This window comes from Streptomyces sp. NPDC048751 (assembly GCF_043198595.1).
Lineage (GTDB): Bacteria > Actinomycetota > Actinomycetes > Streptomycetales > Streptomycetaceae > Streptomyces.
This window is the reverse complement of the sequence record NZ_JBICUX010000005.1, coordinates 230038-248756: the sequence shown is the minus strand read 5'-3', so window position 1 is coordinate 248756 and position 18719 is coordinate 230038. Positions and strand designations below refer to the sequence as shown.

General features: G+C 72.6%; 17 protein-coding genes. 8 read left to right on the top strand and 9 right to left on the bottom strand.

The window, feature by feature from the left end; translation table 11 throughout:
• Positions 1 to 107: 107 nt before the first annotated feature.
• Positions 108 to 1028, bottom strand: coding sequence for an LLM class F420-dependent oxidoreductase (locus ACGFNV_RS18445; RefSeq protein ID WP_393623665.1), 921 nt, complete (start codon positions 1026 to 1028; stop codon positions 108 to 110).
• A 186-nt stretch (positions 1029 to 1214) separates the two neighbouring features.
• On the opposite strand from ACGFNV_RS18445, the gene ACGFNV_RS18440 reads away from it, so the two are divergent.
• Entirely contained in the window at positions 1215 to 1394 is a 180-nt protein-coding gene (locus ACGFNV_RS18440) for a hypothetical protein (protein ID WP_393624064.1), read from the top strand.
• Between the two features lie 96 nt (positions 1395 to 1490).
• Here ACGFNV_RS18440 and ACGFNV_RS18435 read toward each other — a convergent pair whose 3' ends face one another.
• The 4 genes from ACGFNV_RS18435 to ACGFNV_RS18420 all read right to left on the bottom strand — a co-directional run bounded on the left by ACGFNV_RS18435 (position 1491) and on the right by ACGFNV_RS18420 (position 4265).
• Positions 1491 to 1952 carry a DUF6099 family protein gene (locus ACGFNV_RS18435; RefSeq protein WP_393623664.1) on the bottom strand — a complete coding sequence of 154 codons (462 nt, stop codon included), beginning with the start codon at positions 1950 to 1952 and terminating at the stop codon, positions 1491 to 1493.
• 183 nt (positions 1953 to 2135) lie between these two features.
• The gene (locus ACGFNV_RS18430; protein WP_393623663.1) at positions 2136 to 2462 is read right to left on the bottom strand and encodes a nucleotide pyrophosphohydrolase; all 327 of its coding nucleotides are present in this window, start codon (positions 2460 to 2462) and stop codon (positions 2136 to 2138) included.
• A complete protein-coding gene (locus ACGFNV_RS18425; protein WP_393623661.1) occupies positions 2459 to 3670 on the bottom strand; it encodes an ATP-binding protein in 1212 nt (403 codons plus the stop codon). The genes ACGFNV_RS18430 and ACGFNV_RS18425 overlap by 4 nt, the downstream gene beginning before the upstream one ends.
• A 205-nt stretch (positions 3671 to 3875) precedes the next feature.
• Entirely contained in the window at positions 3876 to 4265 is a 390-nt protein-coding gene (locus tag ACGFNV_RS18420) for a cell division protein SepF (protein WP_393623659.1), read from the bottom strand.
• A gap of 257 nt (positions 4266 to 4522) precedes the next feature.
• Here ACGFNV_RS18420 and ACGFNV_RS18415 point away from each other — a divergent pair, with 257 nt between their 5' ends.
• Positions 4523 to 6211, top strand: coding sequence for a hypothetical protein (locus ACGFNV_RS18415; RefSeq protein WP_393624063.1), 1689 nt, complete (start codon positions 4523 to 4525; stop codon positions 6209 to 6211).
• A 6-nt stretch (positions 6212 to 6217) separates the two neighbouring features.
• Here the strand turns inward: ACGFNV_RS18415 and ACGFNV_RS18410 are convergent, their stop codons facing one another.
• Positions 6218 to 6733, bottom strand: coding sequence for a YceI family protein (locus ACGFNV_RS18410; RefSeq protein WP_393623657.1), 516 nt, complete (start codon positions 6731 to 6733; stop codon positions 6218 to 6220).
• A 121-nt stretch (positions 6734 to 6854) separates the two neighbouring features.
• Here ACGFNV_RS18410 and ACGFNV_RS18405 point away from each other — a divergent pair, with 121 nt between their 5' ends.
• Positions 6855 to 7385, top strand: a complete 531-nt coding sequence (locus ACGFNV_RS18405) for a MarR family winged helix-turn-helix transcriptional regulator (RefSeq protein ID WP_393623655.1) — start codon at positions 6855 to 6857, stop codon at positions 7383 to 7385.
• 111 nt (positions 7386 to 7496) lie between these two features.
• The gene (locus ACGFNV_RS18400; RefSeq protein ID WP_393623653.1) at positions 7497 to 10757 is read left to right on the top strand and encodes an FAD-binding and (Fe-S)-binding domain-containing protein; all 3261 of its coding nucleotides are present in this window, start codon (positions 7497 to 7499) and stop codon (positions 10755 to 10757) included.
• Positions 10758 to 10902: 145 nt separating this feature from the next.
• Here ACGFNV_RS18400 and ACGFNV_RS18395 read toward each other — a convergent pair whose 3' ends face one another.
• The 3 genes from ACGFNV_RS18395 to ACGFNV_RS18385 form a co-directional block, all read right to left on the bottom strand.
• The gene (locus tag ACGFNV_RS18395) at positions 10903 to 11547 is read right to left on the bottom strand and encodes a sigma-70 family RNA polymerase sigma factor (protein ID WP_393623651.1); all 645 of its coding nucleotides are present in this window, start codon (positions 11545 to 11547) and stop codon (positions 10903 to 10905) included.
• Between the two features lie 154 nt (positions 11548 to 11701).
• Positions 11702 to 12364 (bottom strand): hypothetical protein, encoded by a 663-nt coding sequence (locus ACGFNV_RS18390; protein ID WP_393623649.1) that lies wholly within the window; start codon positions 12362 to 12364, stop codon positions 11702 to 11704.
• 77 nt (positions 12365 to 12441) lie between these two features.
• Positions 12442 to 13017 carry a tetratricopeptide repeat protein gene (locus tag ACGFNV_RS18385; RefSeq protein WP_393623647.1) on the bottom strand — a complete coding sequence of 192 codons (576 nt, stop codon included), beginning with the start codon at positions 13015 to 13017 and terminating at the stop codon, positions 12442 to 12444.
• Between the two features lie 437 nt (positions 13018 to 13454).
• Between ACGFNV_RS18385 and ACGFNV_RS18380 the strand changes: the two genes are divergently transcribed.
• The 4 genes from ACGFNV_RS18380 (at position 13455) to katG (ending at position 18404) form a co-directional block, all read left to right on the top strand.
• Entirely contained in the window at positions 13455 to 13631 is a 177-nt protein-coding gene (locus tag ACGFNV_RS18380; RefSeq protein ID WP_393623646.1) for a hypothetical protein, read from the top strand.
• 735 nt (positions 13632 to 14366) lie between these two features.
• Positions 14367 to 15599 (top strand): glycosyltransferase family 4 protein, encoded by a 1233-nt coding sequence (locus ACGFNV_RS18375; RefSeq protein ID WP_393623644.1) that lies wholly within the window; start codon positions 14367 to 14369, stop codon positions 15597 to 15599.
• A 117-nt stretch (positions 15600 to 15716) separates the two neighbouring features.
• On the top strand, positions 15717 to 16154 hold the full coding sequence (locus tag ACGFNV_RS18370; RefSeq protein ID WP_393623643.1) for a Fur family transcriptional regulator: 438 nt from the start codon (positions 15717 to 15719) through the stop codon (positions 16152 to 16154).
• Positions 16155 to 16187: 33 nt separating this feature from the next.
• Entirely contained in the window at positions 16188 to 18404 is a 2217-nt protein-coding gene (gene katG, locus ACGFNV_RS18365; RefSeq protein ID WP_393623642.1) for a catalase/peroxidase HPI, read from the top strand.
• The last annotated feature ends 315 nt before the right edge of the window (positions 18405 to 18719 follow it).

The window sequence follows — 18719 nt, the reverse complement described above, 5'->3', positions numbered from 1 at the left end:
CTCCCACTGTGGCGGAGGCCATAGTTCCGGTCACAGGCCTGTCACAGAGAGGGCGCCTTCCCCGGTCGGCGGGGTCTCACCGACCGGGGATCGCCCGTGGCGCGGTGCTACGACAGCTGCGACTGGACCTGGGCGGAGATCAGCTCCAGGTGGTCGAGGTCGTCCAGGTCGAGGATCTGGAGGTAGATCCGCCGGGAGCCGATCTCGGCGTACCGGCCGATCTTCTCGACGACCTCGGCGGGGGTGCCGGCCAGACCGTTGGCCTTCAGTTCGTCGACCTCGCGGCCGATGGCGGCCGCACGGCGGGCGACCTCCTGGTCGTCCTTGCCGACGCAGGCCACGAGGGCGTTGGAGTAGACGAGTTCGTCGCCGCGGCCGATCTCCTCGGCGGCCGCCCGCACCCGGCCGAACTGGCGCTCGCTGTCCTCGACGGAGCCGAAGGGCATGTTGAACTCATCGGCGTAGCGGGCGGCGAGCCGTGGGGTGCGGGAGGCTCCCTGACCGCCGATCAGGACCGGGATCTTCGCCTGGGCGGGCTTGGGCAGCGCGGGCGAGTCCTTGAGGTCGTAGTACGTGCCGTGGAAGTCGAAGCTCTTGCCGGCCTCGGTCTTCCACAGCCCCGTGACGATCGCCAGCTGCTCTTCGAGGCGGGCGAACTTCTCCTTGGGGAACGGTATGCCGTAAGCGGTGTGCTCCTCCTCGTACCAGCCCGCGCCCAGGCCGAGTTCGACCCGGCCGCCGGACATCTGGTCGACGCCGGCGACCTGGATGGCGAGCACGCCGGGCAGCCGGAAGGTGGCGGCGGTCATCAGCGTGCCGAGCCGTATGCGCTTGGTGTCGCGGGCGAGGCCGGCCAGGGTGATCCAGGCGTCGGTGGGGCCGGGGAGACCGTCCACGGAGCCCATCTTCAGATAGTGGTCCGACCGGAAGAAGGCGTCGAAGCCGAGGTCCTCGGTGGCCTTGGCCACGGTGAGCAAGGTGTCGTAGGTGGCCCCCTGCTGGGGCTCGGTGAAGATGCGGAGATCCATGCCTTCCATCCTGCATCCCGTGCCTCGCGTCAACCCCACCGGTCCCCCGCAGTGACCGGGTCCGGCGGTGATCGTTGGTCGGGCGGTGCCGGACCACCCGGCGCCCGCGCCCGGCTGGTCAGCGCCGGGGCGTCACCCGCATCGGCCTCCGCGGGGGCCAGGCCGAGGAGGCCGTTCATGTCCGGGATGTCCGAAGAGACCGTGCCGCCGCAGGGTGGGGGCCCAGCGGGGCAGCCGAAGGGGCTGCTGCAGCAGATGGAGGAGCTGATGGCGGCGCTGAACGCGGACCTGTCGGCGTTGGACGCGGATTTTCAGTCGGCCGGGGGGTCGGGGCGAGCGTCCGTCGACGAGGCTGACGTCGGCTGAGTCGCCCTCTCCTGAGGGCTGCGCCCCCAGACCCCCGTCGGCCTGAACGGCCTCGCCCTCAATCGCCGGACGGGCTGAGCACTGCCCGGCTCCGTCTCACCGCTCCGGCAACACCTGATCCCGGTCCGCCAGCTTCCGCAGCATCTCCAGGACACGGTCCCGCGACTCGTCCGCCGCGTCGATCGCCTCCATGCACTGCCAGTACGTGCCTTCGTCGTCCGCCGCGCTGGCGACGCCGACGAGGGCGATGCCGACCTCGCCGAGGAGGCCGCCGAGGCAGAGGAGCGTTTGGCGGGCGTCGTCGAGGGCGGTGAGCTGGGCGGCACGTAAGTTCCCGGGATCGAGGGCCGGTGCGTTCAGCACACCGCAGCCTCTGCCCGCCAGTTCGGTCAACCCCAGTGCCTCGCCTCGCAGTTCGGGCGGCCCGGAGACCGCGAGCCGACTGCCTATCGCCTGTGCCAGGGCCTGCGCCTGCCACACCTCCGTCAAGATCTCCGGCACTCCACGGCTGCCCGCGAGGGCGAGCCTGCTCGTGAGAATGAGCCGCACAGCGTCCATGCGCCGCCCCCGTCTGTCCTGACGCGCTTCTCGCACGTCCACCCAAACACCCTTGTCCACTACCCAGAGTGAAGGCGTGTGGGACGAAAAGCCAGAGCTGGGGGGAAATTTGTGGACAACAAATCGGTTTCGGACGGCTTGTTGAACACGTAGCGTAATAGCGGACCGGGTGACTCCCCCGCGCTACGGCGCCGGGAACCTCCGCTCGTTGCGGTCGATCTTCGCGTCCAGTGCCGCCAGCGGATCGATGCCGAGCACGGTGCACAGTTGCAGCAGGTACGCGAGCACGTCCGCGACCTCGTCGGTGACCCGGTGCGCGGTCTCGGGGGCGTCCATGACGCGGGCCGACTCCTCGGGCGTCAGCCACTGGAAGATCTCGACGAGTTCGGAGGCCTCCACGCTGAGCGCGGCGACGAGGTTCTTGGGGGTGTGGTACGGCTGCCAGTCGCGGACGGCCGCGAAATCGGCCAGCCTGCGTTGCAGCTTCGCCACGTCGAGGTGTTCTGTCACGGGTCCAGGTGTACCACCGTGACGCCGTCCGCCCCGGCGGCCCAGGAGGCGTCGCTCACCGCGCCGACGAGGCGGATGTGGCCGCGGTCGCACATCCGTGCCGCGAGCCGCAGCAGTTCGCCGCGCTGGCGTACGTCCAGGCACCGGTCGAAGCCGTCGGCGAGCACGGTGAGCGTCTGCAGGGCGGCGGGCACCTCGCCGGCCGGGTCGACCTCCAGCACGCCCGGGCCGGTGAGCAGGGTGAGCGCGAGGGCGACGTAGCGCAGTTCGCCGTCGCCCAGCCGCCCGAACACCGTGCGCGTGCCGTCGCCCCGGTCCAGCAGGGCGCGGACCCTGCCGTCGCCGAGGGGTTCGGCGTGTACGTCCACGATCTCTCCGGTGCATCCGGCCCGTACGGCGGCCACGAGCTGGGCGTACCGTCGGCCGCACTCGGCGCGGGTGCGCCACAGGACGTCGGCGAGGTTGTCGCAGCCGCCGAGCAGGCGTCCGGAGCCGGTGGGGACGGGGATGCGCATCCGGGCGGGGCGGGGGTCGCAGGGGAAGACGGAGCGCAGGGCGACCACCATCTGTTCGGCGGCGGCGAGCACCCGGCGCTGTCCGCCGGTGCGGCCGGCCACGCGCAACGGGAGCAGCGCGGTGCCGAGCCGGTCGTCGGGCAGGGTCGCCCGGGTCACCGGCGACGAACCGCCCGTGTACCAGGCGGCCCGCACGACCCGCCGGTCCGGTTCGCACAGGGCGGTCTCGAGCAGCACCAGCCCGTCGGCCGTCAACCGCTCGCCCGCGAGCCGCAGGTGGGGTTCGGCCTGCACAGCCACGTCCAGCCGGACGGGCCCCTCGGGGCCGTCGGCCGTACAGCCGATCCGGAAGCCGCGGCGGCGCTGTCCGTCCGGCCGTGCCCGGTCCGGGACACAGGCGACCGGATCGGGGAACGCCTCCCCGAGCTCGGCCCCACCGCCGAGCCGCGCCAGCGCCGCGAACGCGCGCAGCGCGCTCGTCTTGCCGCTGCCGCTGGGTCCGGCGACGAGCGTGAGCGGCCCGAGCGGTAACCCGACACGCCGGTGCCGGGCGAAGGCGGAGAGCCTGAGCTCGGTGAGGTGGGGTCGGTCGGGGCGCCTTCCGGACACAGCTGCGGGCGCCTGTGACTGCGGGGACAACGGGGGAGACGGGGGCGACGGGGAAGGGGGCACGGACTTGGACGGCGAAGCCATGACCGGACCGTAGGCCTCCGCTCCAGGGCCGAACCGTTCCGCCCCCGCACGGTTCCCACGAACGGGCGACCACACCGGTTGCCGAACACCCGGGCGGACCGGCTCGGCCGGCCCAGGACGCGAAGGGACCGCGCGCCGGCCGGTCACCACACAGCCCGGCGCGCCCCGGGGGGACGAGCGGCGGTGCCGGCTCTCCCGTCGGCCCTCACACCCCGGGCATCCCCGCCCCCTCCATGAGCCCGCTGACCTCCGTGCCCGGTGGGGTCAGCAGGAAGACGTTGCGGTCGACGCGGTGCATGCCGCTGGCCAGGCCGAAGACGACGCCGGTGCTGAAGTCGAGGACGCGCTTGGCGACCTCGGTCTCCGCGCCGGTGAGGTCGAGGAGGACCGGGATGCCCGCCATGAGGGTCTCGGCGACCTCGCGGGCGTCGGCGAAGACGTTGACGCGGAGGACGACGAAGCGCCGGCGGGCCTCCGTCTCCGCTTCCGGGAGGGTGCGGTGGCCGACTGCGGACGGCCAGGCGTCCCGGCCCCGCAACGGCACGACCTGGGCGAGCCCTTCCCACTGCTCATCGGTGACGTCGTAGCGGTTCACCGGCTCCCCCCGAACTGACTCGCCTTCAATGCCTGCACCAGCCAATTCTTACGCCAAGTCACCCGTTCAGCCCAACAGCGACACGGTGCGCGACCGTCACAGGGGTCTCATCCCGCCAGGCCTTACCCCCCTCACACCGGACTCTTCACCTCCGATGGCAACCCGCTCACCGGCCCCGATTACCGTCCGGTGGCGTGCAGTTGGCAGAGAAACGGGCGCAGACGCAGCCGGTGGCGCCCGTCCGGCGGATCCGTCCGATGCCGTCCGTCGTCGTGGAGGAACCGGCCCCCGCGCAGTGGCACCGCGTCCTGACCCTGCTCGCCGACGTCAGTCTGTTCGTCGGGACGCGTTCGGTGTGGACACAGGCGGCCACCCACCGGCTCCCCGTGGCCGCGGTCGTCTCCGTCTGCTACGCCTCGATCCTGGTGTGCGGTGTGCTCACCCTCGTGGTCCGCGGCGCTCGCGCGCTGGCACGCCTCGACCTGTGCGTGCTGGTGACGGCCGTGACGCTCACCCTGTGCGCGTGGATCATGCTGCACAGCGGCGGCGACGAGGCGGACCTCACCACCCAGGCGGCACGGGAGCTGCTCGCGGGCCACGCCGTCTACGGGCAGCCGTGGCCCTGGCTGTTCAGCCACGGCGTCGCCCTCACCCCGACGGTCTCCGGCGGCTACGACTTCACCTACGGCTATCCCCCACTGGCCCCGCTGCTGACCGTGCCGCTGCTGTGGCTGGGCCACGGCGGCGCCCCGGCGACGGCGGTGAGCACCGGGGCCCTAGTCGTGGCCACCGTGACGCTGTGGCGGATGCTGCCGGTGCCGTGGCGGTCGGCGGCGACCATGGCGTGCCTGGGCTTCGCCTTCCTCCCGTCGTACGGCCGCCTCGGCTATCCGGCGATCCTGGCCCTGGCCCTGCTGGTGCCGGTCGTGGTGCGGTGGCCGCGGATCGGGTGGGGCGGGCGGCTCGGCGCGGCGGGCGTCGCGCGGGCGGCGTGTCTGGGGGCGGCGTGCGCGGCGCAGCAACTCCCCTGGTTCCTGGCGCCGTTCCTGCTGGCCGGGATCTACGCGGTGCGGCGGGGGGAGCTGGGGCCGCGGGCGGCCGGGGCGGTGGTGCTGCGGGTGGTCGGGGTCGCCGTCACGGTGTGGGTGCTGATCAACGCGTACTTCGTCGTGCACGAGCCGCGGACCTGGCTGGCGGGCGTGGCGCTGCCGCTGACGCAGGGCGCGGTGCTGCACGGTCAGGGCCTGGTGGGCGTGTCCCTGTACCTGACGAACGGCGGGGACCGGCTCGACTGGTACTCCCACGCGAGCATGCTGCTGGCGGCGGGGCTGCTGGCGCTGTTCGTGCTGTTCGTCCGCCGGCTGGGGCCCGCGGCGACCGTGCTGCCCTGGTGCGCGTTCTACGTGGCGACCCGGTCGCAGGACGGCTACTACCTGATGATGACGCCACTGTGGCTGGCGGCCGCGGTCACCGCGCCCCTTCAGGAGTTCGCCGGCGCGTGGCAGCCGCGCCCGCGGCTCCTGTCCGGGTCGCGCCGCCGACCGGCCCGGCTGACGGCGGCGCTGCTCACGCTGGCCCCGGCGCTGGTGAGCGCGGTGGTGGCGGTGACGGGGTCGCCACCGTTGCGGATGCAGGTCGTGGCGGTGCACCGGGCCGGGCCGGGCGCCGTCTCCCGGCTGGCGCTCCAGGTCACCAACACGGGAGGGCGTGCGCTGGCGCCGCACTTCACCCTCACCACCGGGCAGGGCATGGACCCGTACTGGTCGATCGCCGCGGGCCCGGCCACGCTCCCCGCCCATACGACGGCACGCTATGAACTGCGGCCACCCTCGGGGAGGTTCGGCCTGCCCCGGCCGGACACCCGGATCCGGTTGCGTGCCTTCACGGCCGACCCGCAGACGTTGTCGAGCACGGACGTGCGGGATGCCCTGGAGCCTTCGAGGTGACGGGCGTCAGGCCGGCGTACGGGTGAAGCGGAGCGTGGTGGTGACCGCGGTCAGACCGCGCATCATGCCGAGCTGGTTCCAGCCCATGCCGAACTGCGAGCGGTCCACGCTGAGTTCCGCCTCCACGGTGAGCGCGTCGCCGTCGGCCTGCACCAGGCGTGCGGTCAGGCTCTGCGGCCTGCTGATGCCGCGCACGGTCAGCTGACCGACGACCTGCACGGTGGAGTCCGCCCGGAGCTCGGCACTGCGGACCGCGAAGGTGATCTCGGGGTGGTTGTCGACGTCGAAGAAGTCCGCCGACCTCAGGTGGGTGTCGCGCTTGGCGTGCTTGGTGTCGAGGGAGGCCGCGTCCAGGGTCAGGGTGCCGACGGCGGACCCGTCGGACCGGACCTCGCCCTGGCCGGCGACGCCGGTGAAGGTGCCCTTCACGGTCACCAGGCCCCACATCGTCTTGTGCTGGAGGGCGACGGTGGAGGCGCTCGCGTCGAGCTGCCACAGACCGGTTTCCACGGCGACGGTCATGATCTTTCTCCTGCCGGAGTAGTTCAAATTTGGATGACGGCGATGACGGACAGGCTAGCCATTTATCCAAATCTGAACAACCCATGTTCTGCAAATTTGGACAACAGATAGACTCGGAGGCATGGCAGACCCCGATGAGCACCCCGCCGACCTGCCCGAATGCCCCAACGCCCAGGGCGGTGGACTGCTGCCGCCCGAGCTGCGCGCCTGGATGCTCATGCTGGCCATGACGGGCGCGGTGGAGCAGCGGCTGGGCTCCGCCGTGAAGGAGAGCCTGGACGTCTCGCACGACGAGTTCCTGATCCTGTGCCTGCTGGCGGAGCAGCCCGCGGACAGCCACAGCCTGCGCATGACCCGGATCGCGGAGCTCCTCGGCCGCCCGAAGACCCGGCTCACCTACCAGATCGCCTGCCTCCAGCACGCCGGCCTCGTCACCCGCCGGTCGGTCTGCGGCGACAAACGCGGCGTCGAGGTCGCCCTCACCGCCAAGGCCCGGCAGTTGCTGGAGGAGGCCTCCGGGCCCCTCGCCGAGACGGTCACCCAGGCGCTGGAGAGGTTCACGGGCCCGGCCCAACGGGAGGCGGTGTCGGCGCTGCTGCCGGACCCCGCCGCGGGCTGCCCGGCACCCGTACCGCCCGCGGCGGACCACTGAGGCGCACGCGGCGGAAGGCCGAGGTTGCCCGCCCGGCCGCCTGGGTACCCGGCGCCTGCCGTGCCCCGGGTGCGGTCGTCGTTCGTTGCCGGGCTTTCACAGGAGGACTCCATGGGCGCGCCGAGCCTGCCCGATCCCGTTGTCCGACCCTCGGCCGCTCCTCCGGTGGACCCGGCCGCGCTGGCACGGGCACTGGGCGAACGCGTGGACGGAGAGGTGCGGTTCGACGCCGGGAGCCGGGCCGCGTACGCGACGGACGCCTCCAATTTCCGGCAGACGCCGATCGGCGTGGTCGTCCCCCGGACGCCCGAGGCGGCCGCGGAGGCCGTCGCCGTCGCCCGGGAGCACGGCGCGCCCGTGCTGTCGCGGGGCGGCGGGACGAGTCTGGCCGGCCAGTGCACCAACACGGCCGTGGTGATCGACTGGTCCAAGTACTGCGACAAGCTGGAGTCCGTCGACGAGGACGCCCGCACCTGTGTCGTCCAGCCCGGCATCGTGCTGGACGCGCTCAACCGGCAACTCGCGCCGACCGGGCTGCGCTACGGCCCTGAGCCCGCCACCCACGCCAACTGCACCATCGGCGGCATGATCGGCAACAACTCCTGCGGCGCCACCGCACAGGCGACCGGCAAGGTCGTCGACAACGTCGCCCGCCTGGAGGTGCTGCTGTACGACGGCACCCGCTTCTGGTGCGGCGAGACCGGCGACGAGGAGTACGCCGAGATCGAGAGGCAGGGGGACCTGCGCGCCACCGTGTACCGGCGACTGCGCGCCCTGCGGGACACCTACGCCGACGAGATCCGCCGCCGCTACCCGGACATCCCGCGCCGGGTCTCCGGCTACAACCTCGACTCCCTGCTCCCCGAGCACGGCTTCGACGTCGCCGGGCTGCTCGTCGGCAGCGAGTCGACGCTGGTGACCGTCCTGCGGGCGGAGCTGGAACTGGTGCCGGTCGTGAAGGAACGGACCCTGGTGGTGCTGGGGTTCGAGACCATCGACCGGGCCGCCGACGCCGTACCGACGATCCTGCCGTACGAGCCGATGGCGCTGGAGGGCGTCGACGCGCGGCTGGTCAGGGACGAGCGGATCAAGTCGCTCAACACCAAGGCGCTGGCGGAGATGCCGGACGGAAACGCCTTCCTGATGGTGCAGTTCGGCGGGGACACCGTCGAGGAGGCCGACGAGCGGGCCCACCGGATGCTGGACGGGCTCGACGAGAGCGAGCACGACCCGGAGGTCGCGTTCCTCGACGAGCCCGCCCACGAGGACGAGTTGTGGCAGGTGCGCGAGGCCGGTCTCGGCGCCACCGCGCACATCCCCGACAAGCCCGACACCTTCGAGGGCTGGGAGGACTCGGCGGTCCCGGTCGACCGGCTGGGCGACTACCTGCGCCGACTGCGGGGCCTGTTCGAGGAGTTCGGCTACCAGAGCGACACGGGGCCCAGCCTGTACGGCCACTTCGGGCAGGGCTGCGTGCACACCCGTATCCCCTTCGACCTGTACTCCGCCGACGGGGTGGCGACCTATCGCCGGTTCATGGAGCGGGCGGCCGATCTCGTCACGGAGTTCGGCGGGTCCTTCTCCGGGGAGCACGGGGACGGGCAGAGCCGGGGCGAGCTGCTGCCGCGGATGTTCGGGCGGACGCTCGTCGAAGCGTTCGGGCGGCTCAAGGCGGTGTTCGACCCGCTGGACCGGATGAACCCCGGGAAGGTGGTGGCGCCGTACAGGCTCGACGAGAACCTGCGGCTCGGCGCCGACTGGGCGCCGTACGACGAACGGGAGCTGCACTTCCGCTTCCCGCACGACGGGAACTCCTTCGCGCAGGCCACGAACCGGTGCGTCGGCGTCGGCAAGTGCCGTCAGCACACCAACGACGGCGGTGCGGTGATGTGCCCGTCGTACCAGGTGACCCGGGAGGAGGAGCACTCCACGCGCGGGCGGGCCCGGCTGCTGTTCGAGATGGTCGACGGGCACGGCGACAGCGCGATCCGGGACGGCTGGCGGTCGGAGGCGGTCAAGGACGCCCTCGACCTCTGTCTGGCCTGCAAGGGGTGCAAGAAGGACTGCCCGGCCGACGTCGACATGGCCACCTACAAGGCGGAGTTCCTGTCCCATCACTACGAGGGCCGTCCCTGGCGCAGGCCCCGCTCGGACTGGTCGATGGGCTGGCTGCCGGCGGTGGCGCAGGTGGTGGGCCGCACCCGGCTCGGGCCGGCCGTGAACGCCCTCACCCATACGCCGGGCCTCGCGCGGGCGGCCACGGCGGTCGCGGGCGTCGAGGACCGGGAGATGCCGCTGTTCGCGAAGGAGACGCTCCAGCAGTGGCATCGGCGTCACGAGCCGCGTGGCGACGGCTCCCGCGGGACCGTGATGCTGTGGCCGGACACGTTCACCAACTCCTTCCACCCGCACATCGGCCGGGCGGCGGTCCATGTGCTGGAGGAGGCGGGCTGGCGGGTGGAGATCCCCCAGGAGCCGCTGTGCTGCGGCCTCACCTGGATCTCGACCGGCCAACTGGCCACCGCCGAGCGCGTCCTGACCCGGACCGTGCGCCGTCTCGCCGGGCATCTGCGGGAGGGCGGTCTGGTGCTGGGCCTGGAGCCGAGCTGTACGGCCGTCTTCCGTTCCGACGCCGGGGAACTGTTCCCCGGCGACCGTGACGTGCGCAGGCTGAGCAGCCAGACGGTGACCCTGGCCGAGCTGCTCACCGAGCACAGCCCCGGGTACGAACCGCCGCAGGTCCCCGCCCACGCCGCCCATGCCCTCGCCCAGGTCCACTGCCACCAGCACGCGATCACCGGCTGGGACGCCGACCGTGAGCTGCTGCGCCGCGCCGGGGTCGACGCCGCACAGCTGGAGTCAGGTTGCTGCGGCCTGGCCGGCAACTTCGGCTTCGAACGCGGCCACCTGGACGTCAGCGAGGCCTGCGCGGAACGCGTCCTGCTGCCCCGCCTGCGCGAGGCCGACGCCGGCACGGTCGTCCTCGCCGACGGCTTCAGCTGCCGCACCCAGATCCACGAGTTCGACAGCGGCGGCCACGAGGGCGTCCACCTCGCCGAACTGCTGGCCACCGCACTCCCCCACGCCCCCGCCAGCGCCTACGCCACCGCCCCGGACGCCCGCCCCACGCCACCGCCCCGGACGCCCGCCCCACGCCCCCGGGCCGCACGGCCCGCGCCCTCGCCGTCGCGGGGGCGGGGCTCGTGGGAGTGGGGGCGGCGGCGGGGCTCGGCGGGGTCGTGCGACGCAGGTTCCGCGGCTGAGCCGACGGGGGCAGCGGGGGTCGCCGGCAGCGGCCTCGGCGCGCCCGGCCGCGCCCTCGCCTCAAGGCACGCCCGACGCCTGGGTCGACCGGCAGGACGGAGGCGGTGACAGGACCGGGCGCCGCACCGCCCGCCTCCCTGCATGGGAGGGGCGGGCCATGCGCCGTGGACGGCGGCCCCATCGTCAGGCGACGGCCCCCGTGGCGCCCTTCGCCCGGGCCATGGCGCCGCGAGCAGTGGCAGTGGCCCCGTGGTCACGCGACGGCCCGTGTGGCGCCCTCCGCCTCGGCCAAGAGGTCCGTCAGGGTCGCGCGGGCGCGGGCCACGCGGGAGCGGATCGTGCCGACGGGGCAGCCGTCGGCCTCGGCCGCCTCCGCGTAGGGCACTCCCAGGAGCTGGGTCATGACGAACGCCTCGCGGCGCTCCTCGGGCAGCGCGGCGAGCAGGTCGAGCAGCGCGACCCCGTCGTCGAACCCGGGCAGGCCGCACGGCTGGGCCCGCTCGACCGCCGCCTGCCAGTCCGGGACGTCGGCGGGACGGGGCCGCGCGGAGGCGTACCGGTAGCTGTCGAACACCGCCCGGCGGGCGATGGACAGCAGCCAGGTGCGCGCCGAGGAACGGCCCTCGAAGCGGTGCAGGCTGCCCAGCGCCCGCAGGAACGTGTCCTGGGCCAGGTCGTCCACCGCCTCGGGGTCGGCGCAGAGGTGGGCGACGTAGCGCAGCACGTCCCGGTGCAACGCCCGCACGAAGTGCTCACCGGCGGCACGGTCGCCGCCGCGGGCGGCCAGGGCCCACGCGGTGATGGAGGCGTCACGGGACCGCGCCTCCTCCCTATCGAACTCGCTCTTCTTGGCCCTCGCGGCCTTCTCCGGGGCCGTCGGCAGGACGGTGGCGATCACTTGGGGTCCTTCTCGGTCGTCCCGGGGCGGGCCGGCCCAGGTGTGGGCACGGCGGTCCGCCGTCCGGGGTGGGGAGACGGCCGTACGACGTCCGTGGTGGGCGTACGGCCGAGACCCGAGGCGCGCAGGGGCAGCCTCGGGGTGCCGGCTGTCGTCAGGCGACAGCGGTCCCCGCCGGGGGACCCCGGGAGATGATCGAGTGGACGAGGAGGAGAAGCCGAGGGGCGCTCGTGGCGCGGCGTCGGCGCAGCGGCGGGCGGGGGTGGTGGGACGGCGCGGGCAGCGCGAGCAGCAGTCGTAGCGGAGCGGCGAGCCATCCTGCGACCGCCCGCAGGATGCGGAAGGCGGCCCGCTCCCCGTGGGCCAGCCACAGGCCGCACAGCAGTGCGGCCAGGAGGTGGGCGCCGAGCATGCCGAGGGACGAGGTGCCGTCACCCGCGCCCGGGCCCAGGGAGTCCATGTGGCCCATGTGCCCCATGGAGCCCATCTGTCCGTGCCCCGTGTGCGCCATGTCCAGGGAGTCCATGGCCATCGCGCCCATGACATGGCGCACGGCACCCGTGTCGGGCTGCGCCAGCGAGAACGCCGAGTGCAGTGCCGTCTGGGCGGCGACCACGACCGACACGATCAGCGGCAGCCCGCGTTCCCGCCCGGCCAGGCCCCAGCCCGCCGCGCCGGTCACGCCGAAGGCGGCCGCCAGGGTCCACCAGGGCACGTGGACGCCGGACATCATGACGTGGCCCAGGGCGGCGAGCAGCACACAGACGGCCGCGAACACCGCGGCCCGTACTGCGCGAGCGCCCCACCCTGTCGTCATGGCGCCTCATCCTCGCATCCAGGCGTCGATCCTCGTGCCTGGGTACGGAATTCACGCCCGGTGCACTCACCGTGAGGCTAGAGAAGCTCGCCGCTCTCCGCGTCGTCGACCTCGTGTGCGCGCAGCAGGACCGCCTCGTACTCCTCGTCCTTGCCCTGGTCCTCGAGGACGTCGGCGAGGTCGCGCAGTGCCACGGACAGCTCGTAGGACTCGGGGCCGTGGTTCTCCTCGCAGAAGCCCACCAGATCACGGAAGATCCCCTCCGCCTCATCGAGGCGACCCGACTGGTGCAGCGCGTGGGCGCGGTTCATGGTGACCTGCCGCCAGCCGTACTCCCCGCGCTCCAGATGCGCGTTCGCCTCGTCCAGCAGGGCGACGGCCCGGGGCAGTGCGTCGGCCGGCCCGTGCGGGTTCTTCCGCAGCAGGAAGGCCGCGTAGTCGTTGAGGATCTCCACGAGTGTGCCTTCGACGGACCGCTCGGAGCGGCGGGAGAAGACCTCTCTGATGATCTCCAGCGCCTGCTCGTGCGCGGCCCCCGCCTCCGCGTACCGCTTCGCGCGTTCCAGCATGCTGCCCTTGATGTTGAGGCTTCCCGCGTACTCCTCGTGCTGGACGCCGAGGCTCTGCTCGGTCACCCGCAGGGAGCGGTCCATGACCGCTCTGCTCGGTCACCCGCAGGGAGCGGTCCATGACCTCGATGGCCTCGCCCACGCGATCCCCCAGCTGTAAGCCCATGGCGAGGTTGCCGAGGTAGATGCCGTACTCCTCCTCGTCGGGGCGGCCCGCCCCCTCCGCCACGGCGACCGCCCGCCGCGAGAAGGCGACCGCCGCGTCGGTGTCGTGGTCGGACTCCCGCCGGTACACCGCGAGGCGGTCGAGCAGATGCGCCACGTCCCCGAGGCGGACGCCGAGCCTCTCGGCGTGGGCCGAAGCGGCCTCCACATGGGGCGCCCCGGTGCGCCACCGCGCCCACGACTCGTGGAAGTGCGTGTCCGGGGGCAGCGCGGCCCGCAGGAAGCGTACGGCGAAGGAGCATGCGGCGTTCTCACCGCCCGGTTTGAGGCCGACGGCGTGCCGGAGCCGTTCCTGCGTGCCCGCTCCGCAGCGCACCGACTCCCCGTCCGTGGCCACCAGCCCGCGGCTCGACAGCGAGGCGACCAGCTCCGCCACTTCGGACTCCTGCCGGACCCTGCGCCGCAACGGCGACGGCAGGGCCTCCCAACCGTCGCCGAGCGCGCTCAGCGGCAGCGGCTCCGGGGCGAGGTAGGCCAGTACGCTCAGCAGCTGGCGCTGGTCCCGGTACTGGTCCTCGGTCAGCCGCCGCCACTCGTAGGTGAACCCGGCGTCGTCCAGGCCGGGCGCGCCCGCGTCCCCGTCCTGGCGCAGCGCGGCGAGGACCGCGTAGTAGACCCGCTCGATGCCTTGCTGTGCCCGCAGGAGAGGCCGGTTTCCCTGGAGCCACATGGCGCCACGGACGCGCAGCTCCAGTGCTGTCCTTCTCGCCCGGGCGTCCGTCGACCGCGTACGCAGGGTGAACAGGTCGGGGAACTCCCCGGCCAGTTCCGCCGGCCGCCACCCGTGCTCCAGCGCGTGGGCCCACAGGAGCACCGCCTTGTCGGCCGCCCGGCCCGCGTCCCGCCAGGCGGTGGGCGGCAGTTCCGCACGCAGCCCGGTGACCGCTTGGACGACTCGCGTGGTGATCCAGGTGCCGCGCGGGAGCGGATCGGCCGGGGGGCCGACCTCGCTGAACGCGGGGAGGCGCGCGATCCTCCGCAGCAGGGCGCGCTCCTCCTCGATCGGGGATCGACCCCGCGCCCAGACCGCGTCCCTCACCAACACGAGTCCGTCACGCAGACTGTTCCAGTCTTCGGGATCCACCACGCTCGCCCCCTCGCCGGTTCGGGTTCCTCTCTTGCATACCCGGCGGGGCCGGTCGTCCGGGCACGGCGTTTCATAGATCACGGGCTCGTTTCATAGGGCCCCTCGCCTCGACCCTGAAGACATGGACAACGAGAGCAGGACGCGAGCGCGGCGGTTCCTCGCGGTGGCGACCGCCTGGAATTCGACCCACGGCGGCGTCAACACCTTCAACCGCCGGTTCTGCCGGGGATTCGCCGAAGCGGGCGCGGAGGTCTGCTGCCTGGTCTGCCACGCGACCGAGCAGGATCGCAAGGACGCGGCCGAGAGCGGGGTGCACCTCATCGAGGCGCCGGTCGTCCCCGGCACGCCGCACCTCCTGGCGCTGGCCCGCAAACCGCTGCTGCCCGTCGGTTTCACCCCCGACTACGTCGTCGGCCACGGCCGCTTCACGGGCCCGGCGGCGCAGGCCCTCGCCGAAGACCACTTCCCGACGGCCGGACGCCTGCACGTCGTGCACACGGTTCCGGACGAAACGGAATGGCACAAGACGGGCCGGGACGACGACCCGGGCGCACGGGCCGACGAACGCACCACCGTCGAGCTCGAGCTCGGCCGCACGGCCCATCGCGTACTGGCGGTCGGACCGCGCCTGCACAACCGCTATCTGAATGAGCTGTCCGCCTTCGCGTGTGCGGCACCGCTTCGTTTCGATCCCGGGTTCGATCCCGAGACGCCGGCACCCGACGCGCCGCAGGGGCCGCGCCGACCGCCTCCCGGGGAGCCGTGGAAGATCCTCCTGATGGGCCGGGCCGAGGACGACACGCTCAAGGGCCTGGACATCGCCGCGGCAGCCCTCGGCGTCGTCGCGCGCCGGCGCCGCGAGGGCCCCGAGATCGAGCTGATCGTCCGTGGTGCGCCACCGAACACATCGGCGCGGCTGCGCCGCAAGTTGGCCGCATGGTCCGAACGGGCGTCCCTGAACATCGTCGTACGGCCCTTCTCTTCGGACACCGACCGGCTCGGGGCCGACCTGCGGCGGGCCAGCCTGGTGCTCATGCCCTCACGCTCGGAGGCCTTCGGCCTGGCCGGCGCCGAGGCGATCATGGCCGGCACCCCGGTGCTGGTGAGCGGCGTCAGCGGTCTCGGCGCGCTCCTGCGCGAGGCGTTGCCCGCCGAGGACGCGGTCCGGCATGTGATCCCGGTCTCAGGGAGCGTCCGCGAGGACACGGATCGCTGGGCGCGGGCCGTCGAGGCCGTTCTCGGCGACCGAACCGCGGCCTTCGCCAACGCCGCCCGGATCCATGCGCACTTGGTGCGGCGCTACACCTGGACCACCTCGGCGGCAGGCGCCCTGGCGACCCTCGCTTCCTCCTGAGCACCCGCAGGACACCCGCGCCGCGCCCTGGAACACGGAACGTATTCCGACGCGCCATCTGACTTAAACCATTCGTTCTCTTGAATCGTTCGTGTTTAAGGCGGTAGGTTCTCCTCCATGACTTCACCCCAGCCTCCAACCACCGCCGAGGAGCTGCGTGGTGCCGGCCTGCGGGTGACGGCGGCCCGGGTCGCGCTGCTGGAGACTGTCCGGGCCGGTGATCACCTCGGTGTCGACGCGATCGCCGGCGGGGTGCGCGACCGCGTGGGCCACATCTCCCTGCAGGCCGTGTACGAGGCGCTGCACGCGCTGACCACGGCGGGACTCGTGCGCCGTATAGAACCGCCCGGCAGCCCGGCCCTCTTCGAGGGACGCGTCGGGGACAACCACCACCACCTCGTGTGCCGGTCGTGCGGTTCCGTCGCCGACGTCGACTGCGCGGTCGGCCACGCCCCGTGCCTGAGCGCGTCCGACGACCGGGGCTTCGCGATCGACGAGGCCGAGGTCATCTACTGGGGCCTGTGCCCTGCCTGTTCCACCGCCCGCAGTTCCTGAGCACCGTGATCCACCCAGTTCGGAAGGACTTCCATGACTGAGAACCACGACGCGATCGTCACCGACCCGAAGCCGGAGGAGACGAGCGGCGGCTGCCCCGTCGCGCACGGGCGCGCCCCCCACCCGACTCAGGGCGGCGGCAACCGTCAGTGGTGGCCGGAGCGACTGAACCTGAAGATCCTCGCCAAGGACCCCGTCGTCGCGAACCCGCTCGGCGAGGAGTTCGACTACGCCGAGGCGTTCCAGGCCCTCGACCTGGCGGCCGTGAAACGGGACATCGCCGAGGTACTGACCACCTCGCAGGACTGGTGGCCCGCCGACTTCGGCAACTACGGCCCGCTGATGGTCCGTATGGCCTGGCACAGCGCCGGCACCTACCGCATCAGCGACGGCCGCGGCGGTGGCGGTCGCGGTCAGCAGCGCTTCGCGCCGCTGAACAGCTGGCCGGACAACGGCAACCTGGACAAGGCCCGCCGTCTGCTGTGGCCGGTCAAGAAGAAGTACGGCCAGTCCATCTCCTGGGCCGACCTCATGATCCTCACGGGCAACGTCGCGCTGGAGACGATGGGCTTCACGACCTTCGGCTTCGGCGGCGGCCGCGCCGACGTCTGGGAGGCCGACGAGGACGTGTACTGGGGTCCCGAGACCACCTGGCTCGACGACCAGCGCTACACCGGCGACCGTGAGCTGGAGAACCCGCTCGGCGCCGTCCAGATGGGCCTCATCTACGTCAACCCGGAGGGCCCCAACGGCAACCCGGACCCGCTGGCCGCGGCCCGCGACATCCGCGAGACGTTCCGCCGCATGGCGATGAACGACGAGGAGACCGTCGCCCTGATCGCCGGCGGTCACACCTTCGGCAAGACCCACGGCGCCGGCCCGGCCGACGCGGTCGGCGCCGACCCCGAGGCCGCCTCCATGGAGCAGCAGGGCCTGGGCTGGAAGTCCACCCACGGCACCGGCAAGGGCGGCGACGCCATCACCTCCGGCCTCGAGGTGACCTGGACCACCAAGCCCACCCAGTGGAGCAACGACTTCTTCGACATCCTCTTCGGCTACGAGTGGGAGCTCACCCAGAGCCCCGCAGGCGCCAACCAGTGGGTGGCCAAGGACTCCGAGGAGATCATCCCGGACGCGCACGACCCGTCGAAGAAGCGTCGGCCCACGATGCTCACCACCGACCTCTCGCTGCGCTTCGACCCGATCTACGGCGAGATCTCCAAGCGTTTCCACGAGAACCCGGACCAGTTCGCGGACGCCTTCGCCCGCGCCTGGTACAAGCTGACCCACCGTGACCTGGGCCCGAAGTCCCTGTACCTCGGCCCGGAGGTCCCGGCGGAGACGCTGCTGTGGCAGGACCCGCTGCCGGAGGCCACGGGCGAGGTCATCGACGCCGCCGACATCGCCGGCCTGAAGGCCAAGCTTCTCGAGTCGGGCCTGACGGTCTCGCAGCTCGTGTCCACCGCGTGGGCGTCGGCCTCGACGTTCCGCGGCAGCGACAAGCGTGGCGGCGCCAACGGCGCCCGTATCCGCCTGGAGCCGCAGCGCGGCTGGGAGGTCAACGACCCGGACGAGCTCGCCCAGGTCCTGCGCGTCCTGGAGGGCGTCCAGGCCGAGTTCAACGCCGGTGCCAAGAAGGTCTCCCTGGCCGACCTGATCGTCCTCGGCGGTGCCGCCGCGGTGGAGAAGGCCGCCAAGGACGCCGGCTTCGACGTGGAGGTCCCCTTCACGCCGGGCCGTGTGGACGCCACCGAGGAGCACACCGACGTGGAGTCCTTCGCCGCGCTGGAGCCGACCTCGGACGGCTTCCGCAACTACGTCGGCAAGGGCAACCGCCTGCCCGCCGAGTACCTGCTGCTCGACCGCGCCAACCTGCTCACCCTGAGCGCCCCCGAGCTGACCGTCCTCGTCGGCGGCCTGCGCGTCCTCGGCGCCAACCAGGGCGGCTCGTCGCACGGCGTCTTCACCGAGACCCCGGGCAAGCTGACCAACGACTTCTTCGTCAACCTGCTCGACCTGGGTACGACCTGGAAGTCCACGTCCGCGGACCAGACCACCTTCGAGGGCCGCGACGCCTCGGGCCAGGTCAAGTGGACCGGCACCCGTGCCGACCTGGTCTTCGGCTCCAACTCCGAGCTGCGCGCCCTCGCGGAGGTCTACGCGAGCGACGACGCCAAGGAGAAGTTCGTGAAGGACTTCGTCGCGGCGTGGGTCAAGGTCTCCAACCTCGACCGGTTCGACCTGGTCTGATTCCTCGGCCTGGTCCGACGCGACCAGGTCTGATCAGCCACCGTCCGGGCCGGCCCTCATGGGCCGGCCCGGCGTTTTTTGTGGCCGGCGTTCGACCGGGCCGGCCTCCCGGTCACATCCACGGCATGGATGAGCCGGATACGGGATTGCGATCGCCGGGAGGATGGCGGCAGGTCCGCGGACCGCTCATAGTCGTCCCAACCCGCCCGCCGCTGTCCGGACCAGCCGCCGGTGCGGGGCCTCCCCCGGTGTGCCGGGCGCCGTCGGCGGCGCCCCCGACGGCATGCCCTCTCCCGTACGCCGCCCCCTGGAGTC